The organism is Pseudomonas sp. SDO55104_S430 (assembly GCF_054070595.1).
In genome coordinates this window covers 1-9,079 of record NZ_JBSVXG010000227.1, presented here as the reverse complement: position 1 = coordinate 9,079, position 9,079 = coordinate 1, and the positions used below count along the sequence as shown (strand labels likewise).

Genomic DNA, 9,079 nt, shown 5'->3' with positions numbered 1-9,079 from the left:
CGGAATCGAGCTTTTAGTCCCGCCCACCCCTTCAAGTCTAAACATACAAGCGAGCTTGCTCGCGATGGTCGCCAACGATAACGCGCAAAACCAGCACCTCCGCGGCGTCCAATGCTTTATCGCGAGCAGGCTCGCTCCCACAGGTTTTTCCCCGCGCAAATTGTCACGCTCAACAACACACCTGGCAGCCAGACTCAAAGGCCTCGCAACCATCCCGGCGATAATCCGAAGCTGAAGTAAATGTCCCAAGGCACTACCCGGCAGGAGGCTGAGCGTGGTCGCATTGCTGCTTCGTCTGACCCTGCTGGTCACACTGCCATTCGTGCTGCTGTTGTTCATGACCCCGATGCCGGGCATCGATCCCGCGTGGGATTTCGCCAACGGGGCGGGGTTCCTGGCTGGCATTCTGTTGGCTGCGTTGTTCTTCTACAGCGGCCGCCCGCTCTCCGAGCCTTACTACGACGGCAAGTTCTTCATGAACCTGCACCGCGACCTCGGCTACGCCGCCACGCTGTTGCTGGCGTTGCATGTGGGCATGCTGCTGATCAGCGAACCGCGGGTGGTCGACTACCTCAAGCCATCAGCCACCTGGCCCATGCTGAGCGGCACCCTGGCGACCCTGTTGTTGCTGGTGCTCGTGCCGACCAGTCTCTCGGCTGTTCGCAAGAAGCTGTGGCGCAACCATCGGCATTTCAAACTCTGGCACTACGGGCTGGGCCGCTGATGCTGGTATTGATGAGCGTGCATATGCTCAGTGCCGGTTTCTACACCGCAGCGACGTGGAAGTGGTTCTTTTGGGTGGGATTGATCGGCGCGGCGATCTTCAGGCCGCTGTTGCCGCGGGCTGCATTGGTGCGCGGTGGCGGATCGAGGCGGCGTCATACCGCCAGTTATGCCAGCTGGTTGAGTGTCGGGATGGTGGTGTTCGCCATGGCCTTGGCGGTGTGCTATTCACTGCTGGCCAACAGTGATTTGCCGTTATGAAGCGCATGCATCTTTTTTGGGTGTTGATTGCGACGGCAGGGCTGGGCTATTTGCTGAGCGCCGGTCACGCGAAATTGCTTCAGGAGCGTCCGTTGCTGCCGCTCAATTTCAATCATCAACTGCACGGCACGGTGAACTGCCTGACCTGCCACCACGACTACGCCGACCACGCCCCATCGCCGCCCACCGGGGAGCGCAGCTGCGTGTTGTGCCACAAGAAAACACCTGAGTTGGCGCAGCGCATCGAACAGGATTTCCATGGTTTGTGCCGCGATTGTCACCTCAAGCAGGTACAGGTGTTTCATGCGGCGGGCCCGATTCGAGAGTGTCAGCGCTGTCACGCCCAGCCCGTGTCAGGTGTGCCCGAGTAATCGAGGGATTTGTGCCTTACACAAACCATGCATCCAACACAAAAACCTGTGGGAGCGAGCCTGCTCGCGATGGTCGTCAACGATGACGCGGGCTGCCTGATGCCCCGCGGTGGCCTGGCCTCCATCGCGAGCGTGCTCGCTCCTACAGGTACAGCGGATTCAATCCAGATCACTGGCCTGATGCCGTTCAGGCACCTGGCTTTCCTCATCGCCCCAGGTCCGGTTGACCCGCTGGCCACGCACCACCGCAGGCCTTTTGGCGATGTCTTCGGCCCAACGCTGCACATGCTTGTATTCATGAGCCGAGAGAAATTCTGCCGCCGAATACACCTTGTCCCGCACCAGCTGCCCATACCACGGCCACACCGCGATGTCGGCGATGCTGTATTCCTCACCAGCCAGGTAGGCACTTTCCGCAAGGCGACGATCAAGAACATCCAGCTGACGCTTGGCCTCCATGGTGAAGCGATTGATCGGGTACTCGTACTTCTCCGGCGCATAGGCATAAAAATGCCCGAAACCGCCACCCAGGTAAGGCGCCGAACCCATCTGCCAGAACAGCCAGTTCAGGGTCTCGGTACGCCCCGCAGGATCCTTGGGCAGGAAAGCGCCAAATTTTTCCGCCAGGTACAAAAGGATCGAACCGGACTCGAACACGCGGATCGGCGGCTCTGCGCTGCGGTCCAGCAAGGCCGGGATTTTCGAATTCGGGTTGATGTCGACAAAGCCACTGGAAAACTGATCCCCTTCGCCGATGCGGATCAGCCAGGCGTCGTACTCGGCGCCGGTATGCCCCAGGGCCAGCAGCTCCTCGAGCATGATGGTGATCTTCACGCCGTTGGGCGTGGCCAGCGAATACAGCTGCAACGGCTGCTTGCCCACCGGCAGGGTCTTGTCATGGGTCGGGCCGGCAACCGGGCGGTTGATGTTGGCGAAGTGACCGCCGGACGGGGCTTCGTGTTTCCAGACCTTGGGCGGAACGTAGGACTTTTTGCTCACGCATGGACCTCCTGGTGATGTGCTTTGAGCGCGCGAGATCAGGCCGGTACGACGTCGCTGCCTTCGACCAGCAGCATCCGGTACTGCGCACCCTTGAAGCGATGTTCGCGCGCTTGCTGATAGGCCGGACTGTTGTACCACGCCCGAGCGGCGTTCATGTCGGGAAAACGCAGAATTGCCACGCCTTCGGCCGATGGACCTTCGAGCACTTCAAGCTGGCCGTAGAAGGCGACCCGGGTGATGTCGTGGCCGGTACGGGCGGCGGGGGCCTTTTGCGCGTATTGCTGCATCTGCGTTTCGTCGGTGGTGGTTTCGCGGATGAAAATAACATAGGCGGACATGATGAATTCCTCGATAGAGTGTTCGGCTGCGTGACGATCACGCGATCCTGTAGGAGCGAGCACGCTCGCGATGGTCGTTAACGGTGACGCTGGGCAGCTGACACCCAGCGGTGGTCTCGGGTCCATCGCGAGCAAGCTCGCTCCTACAGGGGGACGGCGGGGTTTCTGGGGTCAGAGGCCCAGGGCTTCAACCAGCGCTTTGGCCAGCGGCCCACCGGATGCCGGGTTCTGGCCGGTGATCAGGCGACCGTCGACCACCACTTTCTCCTGCCACACCGCTGCCGATGAATACTCGGCACCCTCGGCGCGCAGCGCGTCTTCCAGATTGAACGGCACATCCGCCTGGGCGTAACCCGCTTCCTCGTCATTGGAGAACGAGGTCAACTTGCGGCCCTGAACCAGCGGCGTACCGTCTTCCAGCTTGACCCCAAGCAACGCTGCCGGACCGTGGCACACCGCGGCAACGATCTTGCCGCCATTCCACGCACGTTCAACGGCATGCTTCACATCAGGATCGGTCGCGATATCGACCATCGGGCCAAGGCCGCCGGGGAAGAAGATCGCGTCGTAATCCAGCACATCCACTTCCGACAACCGACGGCTGTTGGCCATGCGGCGGATCGCGGCGCTGTTGCGGAATGCCAATTGCGCGGGATCGCTTTCGTCATAGCCGTCTTCCGGCGGGGTGCCGCCCAGCGGCGAGGCGTATTCGACCGCCACGCCGGCTTCGGCGAACACCTCGTAAGGGTGGGCGACCTCGGGAAAGAAGTACCCGGTTGGGCGGTTGTTCGGGCCGATTTGGGCGGTGTTGGTGAGGATGAACAGAACGTGTTTGATGCTCATGGCTAAAGCTCCGACAGGGTTAAAAATTCAGGTTTCAAATTCAGGCGACGGCTGCCGCATTGATCAGCGGGGCAGGGCGACGGCGTATGAGGGTCAGCCCGAAAAACACCAAACCAGTCAGGGTCATGGCAAAGCCCGCCCAGCCAGCGGACAGCAGGCCGTAACCCGCATTGATCGAGGCGCTGCCGCCCCAGGCGCCGATGGCATTGCCCAGGTTGCACGCGGCCAGCAGCATGGCGCCCATCAGCGAAGGTGCTTGCGGGGCCAGTTTGGTCAGGCGCACTTGCAGGGTCGGCAGGGACGCCATCAGGCCGGCACCGAGGACGAACAGGGCAGGGAACAGCACCCAGGGGTTTTGCCCGGCCGTGGCGATGATCGCCAGCATCGCCAGCGCCACACCGAAGCCCAGCACGATGCCACGCATCGGATAACGGTCGGCCATCGGCCCACCGACGCTGTTGCCCGCCGTCATGCCCAGACCGAAGATCGCCAGGGCCACCGGGATCATGGCCGGGGCCAGGAGTGCAGCATCGGTGATGATCGGGCCGATGAAGGTGTAGACCGCGAACAGGCTGGCAATGCCGGCGGTCGCCACCGCCATCACCCCCCACACGCTGCCGGTGCGCAGGGCCGACAGTTCCTGAATGATCGGCGTACCGTTCAACGCTTCGCTGCGTGGCAGCCACTGAAAGATCGCCAGCAACGCCAGACCGGAAAGCGCCGCCACCGCCAGATAGGTTTCACGCCAGCCCAGGTGTTGGCCGAGAAAAGTCGCCAGCGGCGAGCCGATGATGGTCGCGATGGTCAGCCCGGTCATGACGATGGCGAATGCCTTGCCTTCCTGTCCGGGGCCCATGATGTACGAGGCCACCATCGCGCCGGCGCCGAAGTAGGCACCCTGAGGCAGGCCACTGAGGAAACGCGCGGCCATCAGCAGGTTCAGGTCGGTCGCGATGGCGGACAGCACATTGCCGACTACAAACAGCGCCATCAAGGCCAGCAGCAGCGTGCGTCGATTGAGCCGGGCCGCCGCCAGGGTCACCGCCGGTGCGCCGATCACCACGCCCAGGGCGTAAGCGGTGATCGCGTTGGTGGCCTGGGGTACGTCGATGCCGAGGCTGGCGGAAAACAGCTGGATGATGCCCATGCTGGCAAATTCCGAAGTACCGATGCAGAAGCTGCCCAAGGCCAGGGCAAACAGCGCAAGGGCGCGAGTCAGCTTGTTCGCAGATGGCGTGTTCGTCATGTGAATCACCTTGATTTGAGTTGAGCCGCTTCGAGTTGGCTACCGGTTCCGGCAGCCCCTTCTGGATGGGCCCAACTATGATTCAGGGTGAGATATTCAAGAAGTTTGTTTGCTTGATGTTAGATATTCATATGGCATTATGTCTGGTCAATCCCGCGATCCAGACGGTGGCAATCCATGCGCTACGATCTCAACCTGTTGCCGGTGTTCATTGCGCTGATGGAAGAGCGCAGCGTCACTCGCGCCGCCCTGCGTCTGGGCATCACCCAGCCGGCGCTGTCGAACGCGCTCAACCGGCTGCGCGACACGCTGCAGGACCCGCTGTTCATCCGCGAGCGCTATGGCATCAAGCCGACCCAGTTCGCCGAAGAGATCGCCCCGGTGATCGTCGAAAGCCTGACCCGGCTCGACGAGGTGCTCATCGGCCGGCAGCATTTCGATCCGGCAACCGCGACCCGTCAGCTCAACATCGCCGTGAACACCTACGTTGAAGTCGTGCTGGTGCCCGGGATCGTCGCCCGGCTGCGCCAATTGGCGCCGGGGATCAAAATGTCGCTGTCGCCCTATGGCAATGACCTGGCGGAAACCGGGGCGATTTCCGGCACCACGGACATGGTGCTCGGTCGCATCGTCGAACCGCCCGACAACCTGATCGTCCAGCACTTGATGGATGACAGCCTGGCCTGCGTGGTGCGGGCCGACCATCCGGACATCGGCGACAGCCTGTCGCGCGAACAATACGAGTCGCTGCGCCACGTCAACATTCAGCCACCGGGACGCCTCAGGGCAGGGCTGTTCCAGGCCCTCGACCGCCAGGGGCTGCGGCGCGAGCTGGCGATCTCGGTGACGCATTTTCTCGCGGTGCCGGAGATCATCGCGGTCACCGATTACTGCGCGACCCTGCCGCGGCAGATCTGCAAACAGATCGCCAAGGACTCGCGCCTGAAGGTGGTGGAGGCGCCGGTGGATCTGGGCACTTTCCCGGTGCAGATCGCCTGGCACGTGCGTTATCGCAACGACCCGGCGCACAAGTGGTTTCGCCAGTTGCTAGTGGAGACCGCCGCCGGGTTGTCCGCGGCAACCTGATGTTCATTCGCCAGAGGCAAACATCGGCAGGCGTTGCAGCATCCAGTTGAGCAGTTCCTGGGCGGGGGCGGTCAGCGCTCGACCGGACTTCACCAGCACTTTCGCCTCGACCCCGAGAAACAGCGGATGGTCCACCAGCACCGCCGACAAGCTGCCCTGGGCAATCTCCCGATAGGCCGCGTATTCCCCCAGCAACGAAGCGAAGTCCCCGGACGCCACCAGGCGCTTGAGGGCCGCCAGCGAGTTGCTGACCAGCGCCGGGCGGATCTCGATCTTCTCGGCGTACTCGAGCATCTTGATCGCGTGGCCGATGCCGAAGCTGGTAGGTGTCAGCACCAGTTGGCAGGCCAGGACATCCTCCACCGAGGCAACGCCACCCCGGACGGCCAGCGGATGATCCGGTCGCACCAGCAGCATCACCGGCTGCGAAGAGGTGGCGCAGAAATCGATGTGCGCGTGCAGCGGCGGGTTGTAGGCCAGGCCAATGTGCGCGCGGTTTTCCGCCACTTCGCTGAGCACATCGTCCACCGGCAGGATGTCCAGGGTCACGTCGAGCTTGGGGTACTGCTTGCAGAACGGCGCCAGCACGTTGTCGACCAGGGCATCGACATAACCCTCGCTGATTACCACCCGCACATGGCCTTGCTGCAGGCCCTTGATCGCTTGCAACTGGTCTTCGAGCCGTTCCTGGTGCGACCGATACCCGCGCCAGAACTCCAGCAGATGCGCCGCCGCTTCGGTCGGCTGCACACCCCGGGCCTGACGCTCGAACAGCTGTGCGCCCAGTTCCTCCTCCAGCAGCTTGATCTGCCGGGTGATCACCGAAGGAGAGGTGTTGATGCTGTCCGCCGCGCCACGGATCGAACCGTGGACCAGCACCTCGTGGAAATACCGCAGCCGTTGCTGGTTGATCTCGCGCATATCGTCTTCCCTCACGTTCGAGTGTTGCTCATGGAGCAACGATACGCGAACTTAGTTGCTCTTGCTGGTCTGAAGGTGCCGGCGCAACATCCCTCCCACGACCTCTGTGAACAAGAATAATTGGAGACGCGCATGACCACCTTCACTCCCGAGGCAAGAACAGACGCCCTGGCGGGCCTGTACCGCAAGCTCAACTGGCGCCTGCTGCCGCTGTTGTTCATCTGCTACGTCTTCGCCTATCTGGACCGGATCAATGTCGGTTTCGCCAAGTTGCAGATGCAGAGTGACCTGGGCCTGTCCGACGCCGCCTATGGCGCGGGCGCCGGGATCTTCTTCCTCGGCTACGTGCTGTTCGAATTGCCCAGCAACCTGATGCTGCCCAAGGTCGGCGCGCGCAAGACCTTCAGCCGCATTCTGGTGTTATGGGGCATCACCTCGGCCTGCATGCTGTTCGTGCGCGACGTGCCGACCTTCTACCTGATGCGTTTTCTGCTGGGGGTGTTCGAGGCCGGGTTTGCGCCGGGAATGATCTATTACCTGTCCTGCTGGTACGGCCCGACGCGGATGGCCCGGGCCATCGCCATCGTGTTCATCGCCGGGCCCATCGGCGGCATCGTCGGCGCACCGCTCTCGGCCTGGCTGATGACCACGCTGGCCGGTGTCGGCGGCATGGCGGGGTGGCAGTGGATGTTCCTGATTGAGGGTCTGCCTTGCGTGTTTCTCGGCGTCCTCACTTACTTCGTGCTGGCCAACAGGCCGGCGGACGCCCGCTGGCTGAGCACTGAAGAGAAGCAACTGCTGGCCTCGGAACTCGGCACAGCGGTAGGGCACTCGCATTCCTTCAAGGCGGTGCTGCGCGACCCGAAAACCTATGTCTTGGCATCGGCCTACTTCTGCATCATCTTCTCGATCTACGCCATGAGCTTCTGGCTGCCGGCGATCCTCAAGGACCAGGGCGTCAATGATACGCAGCAGTTGGGCTGGTTTGCCGCGATTCCCTACATCGGCGCCGCCATCGGCATGTACTTCATCGGCCGCCGCTCCGACCGCCTGGGCGAACGCCGCCTGCACTGCGCGGTACCGGCCGGGATTGGAGCCTTGATGATGCTGATGTTCCCCTTCGCCGCCGGGCACGTGCTGCCGTCGCTGGCCCTGCTGTCGGTGGCCACCGCCGCGATGTTCATGGCCTACACCGTGTTCTGGACCATGCCCTCGGAGCACATCAAGGGCGAAGCGGCCGCTGGCGGTATTGCCTTCATCAACACCATCGGCCTGTCCGGCGGGTTCTGGGGGCCGGCGGTGATCGGCTGGGCGAAAACCGCCACCGGCACCATGAACCTGGGCGTCGTCGCTGTCGGCTGTGCCGCGCTGTGTGCGACCCTGATCGTCTTGCTCAACAAATCTTCATCGACTCAAACGCCGGTGGCTGAATTCAGCGCCGGTTGAAACCAACATCCTGTTCCGCTAGGAACCCTGAAAAGAGAGCACTGCCATGCTGCTATACATGTCCACCTGGGCCGAAATCGAACAGTTCCTCCAGCGCAGCCGCACCATCGTGATTCCCATCGGCTCGAACGAACAACACGGCCCGACCGGCCTTTTGGGCACCGACTGGATGTGCCCGGAAATCATCGCCCGCCAGGCGCAGAAGGATACCGACATCCTGATCGCGCCGACCTTCAACATCGGCATGGCGCAACACCACCTGGGTTTCCCGGGCACCATTTCCCTGCGTCCTTCGACCTTCATGGCGGCGATTGGCGACTGGGTGCGCTCGCTGGCGGCCCACGGCTTTGAAAAGATCCTGTTCCTCAATGGCCACGGCGGTAACGTGGCGTCGATCGAAGCGGCGTTTTCGGAAATCTACGCCGAAGCCAGCTTCGCCAAGCGTCCTGCGGGCTTCGCCTTGAAGCTGTGCAACTGGTGGGACCTGGAAGGGGTCAACGAACTGGCCAAACAGCAGTTCCCCACCGGCCACGGCGTGCACGCGACCCCGTCGGAAATCGCCGTTACCCAGTGGGCCTATCCGGATTCGATCAAGACCGCCGACTACTCGCCACAAATCGCCAACTGGGGCCCGATCCGCGAAGCCGCCGACTTCCGTGCCCGTCACCCGGATGGTCGCATGGGGTCGGATCCGGCATTGGCGACTCCGGAAAAGGGCCGTGAGCTGGTGATGCTGGCGGCGCAGGGGTTGGTGCAGGAGGTGGCGGCGTTTAGCCGGGAGACCAAGTAATCCCGACTTCTGTAGGAGCCAGGCTTGCCTGCGAAGGCGTCTTCGAAATCGC

The 9,079-nt window shown here is 62.6% G+C and carries 11 protein-coding genes; 6 read left to right on the top strand and 5 right to left on the bottom strand.

Going from position 1 to position 9,079, the window contains the following annotated elements; translation table 11 throughout:
• Positions 1–274 precede the first annotated feature (274 nt).
• Genes ACW9JE_RS25720 through ACW9JE_RS25710 form a run of 3 tightly spaced genes read left to right on the top strand, consistent with a single transcriptional unit; the run spans position 275 to position 1,355 of the window.
• The gene (locus ACW9JE_RS25720) at positions 275–724 is read left to right on the top strand and encodes a ferric reductase-like transmembrane domain-containing protein (RefSeq protein WP_457434331.1); all 450 of its coding nucleotides are present in this window, start codon (positions 275–277) and stop codon (positions 722–724) included.
• Positions 724–984: a hypothetical protein gene (locus tag ACW9JE_RS25715; protein ID WP_457434330.1), complete on the top strand. Its 261-nt coding sequence runs from the start codon at positions 724–726 to the stop codon at positions 982–984. Before ACW9JE_RS25720 ends, ACW9JE_RS25715 begins: the two co-directional genes overlap by 1 nt.
• 5 nt (positions 985–989) lie before the next feature.
• Positions 990–1,355 carry a cytochrome c3 family protein gene (locus ACW9JE_RS25710; RefSeq protein WP_224533442.1) on the top strand — a complete coding sequence of 122 codons (366 nt, stop codon included), beginning with the start codon at positions 990–992 and terminating at the stop codon, positions 1,353–1,355.
• 159 nt (positions 1,356–1,514) lie between these two features.
• On the opposite strand, the gene yghU is transcribed toward ACW9JE_RS25710, so the two are convergent.
• The 4 genes from yghU to ACW9JE_RS25690 all read right to left on the bottom strand — a co-directional run bounded on the left by yghU (position 1,515) and on the right by ACW9JE_RS25690 (position 4,784).
• The gene (gene yghU, locus ACW9JE_RS25705) at positions 1,515–2,354 is read right to left on the bottom strand and encodes a glutathione-dependent disulfide-bond oxidoreductase (RefSeq protein WP_457434329.1); all 840 of its coding nucleotides are present in this window, start codon (positions 2,352–2,354) and stop codon (positions 1,515–1,517) included.
• Between the two features lie 38 nt (positions 2,355–2,392).
• Positions 2,393–2,695 (bottom strand): DUF1330 domain-containing protein, encoded by a 303-nt coding sequence (locus tag ACW9JE_RS25700; protein WP_457434328.1) that lies wholly within the window; start codon positions 2,693–2,695, stop codon positions 2,393–2,395.
• A 171-nt stretch (positions 2,696–2,866) separates the two neighbouring features.
• The gene (locus ACW9JE_RS25695) at positions 2,867–3,538 is read right to left on the bottom strand and encodes a type 1 glutamine amidotransferase domain-containing protein (protein WP_457434327.1); all 672 of its coding nucleotides are present in this window, start codon (positions 3,536–3,538) and stop codon (positions 2,867–2,869) included.
• 40 nt (positions 3,539–3,578) lie between these two features.
• Entirely contained in the window at positions 3,579–4,784 is a 1,206-nt protein-coding gene (locus tag ACW9JE_RS25690; protein WP_457434326.1) for an MFS transporter, read from the bottom strand.
• Between the two features lie 177 nt (positions 4,785–4,961).
• Between ACW9JE_RS25690 and ACW9JE_RS25685 the strand changes: the two genes are divergently transcribed.
• On the top strand, positions 4,962–5,870 hold the full coding sequence (locus tag ACW9JE_RS25685) for a LysR substrate-binding domain-containing protein (RefSeq protein ID WP_224541773.1): 909 nt from the start codon (positions 4,962–4,964) through the stop codon (positions 5,868–5,870).
• A gap of 3 nt (positions 5,871–5,873) precedes the next feature.
• Here the strand turns inward: ACW9JE_RS25685 and ACW9JE_RS25680 are convergent, their stop codons facing one another.
• On the bottom strand, positions 5,874–6,791 hold the full coding sequence (locus ACW9JE_RS25680; protein WP_457434325.1) for a LysR family transcriptional regulator: 918 nt from the start codon (positions 6,789–6,791) through the stop codon (positions 5,874–5,876).
• Positions 6,792–6,923: 132 nt separating this feature from the next.
• Here ACW9JE_RS25680 and ACW9JE_RS25675 point away from each other — a divergent pair, with 132 nt between their 5' ends.
• Positions 6,924–8,237, top strand: a complete 1,314-nt coding sequence (locus ACW9JE_RS25675; protein WP_457434324.1) for an MFS transporter — start codon at positions 6,924–6,926, stop codon at positions 8,235–8,237.
• Between the two features lie 46 nt (positions 8,238–8,283).
• On the top strand, positions 8,284–9,027 hold the full coding sequence (locus tag ACW9JE_RS25670) for a creatininase family protein (protein WP_457434323.1): 744 nt from the start codon (positions 8,284–8,286) through the stop codon (positions 9,025–9,027).
• Positions 9,028–9,079 lie beyond the last annotated feature (52 nt).

Bases quoted from the DNA above. Each gene is read 5' to 3' on its own strand.
- ACW9JE_RS25670 (WP_457434323.1), top strand. From the start codon at position 8,284: ATGCTGCTATACATGTCCACCTGGGCCGAAATCGAACAGTTCCTCCAG.
- ACW9JE_RS25710 (WP_224533442.1), top strand. From the start codon at position 990: ATGCATCTTTTTTGGGTGTTGATTGCGACGGCAGGGCTGGGCTATTTG.
- ACW9JE_RS25675 (WP_457434324.1), top strand. From the start codon at position 6,924: ATGACCACCTTCACTCCCGAGGCAAGAACAGACGCCCTGGCGGGCCTG.
- ACW9JE_RS25715 (WP_457434330.1), top strand. From the start codon at position 724: ATGCTGGTATTGATGAGCGTGCATATGCTCAGTGCCGGTTTCTACACC.
- ACW9JE_RS25700 (WP_457434328.1), bottom strand. From the start codon at position 2,695: ATGTCCGCCTATGTTATTTTCATCCGCGAAACCACCACCGACGAAACG.
- ACW9JE_RS25695 (WP_457434327.1), bottom strand. From the start codon at position 3,538: ATGAGCATCAAACACGTTCTGTTCATCCTCACCAACACCGCCCAAATC.
- ACW9JE_RS25680 (WP_457434325.1), bottom strand. From the start codon at position 6,791: ATGCGCGAGATCAACCAGCAACGGCTGCGGTATTTCCACGAGGTGCTG.
- ACW9JE_RS25685 (WP_224541773.1), top strand. From the start codon at position 4,962: ATGCGCTACGATCTCAACCTGTTGCCGGTGTTCATTGCGCTGATGGAA.
- ACW9JE_RS25690 (WP_457434326.1), bottom strand. From the start codon at position 4,784: ATGACGAACACGCCATCTGCGAACAAGCTGACTCGCGCCCTTGCGCTG.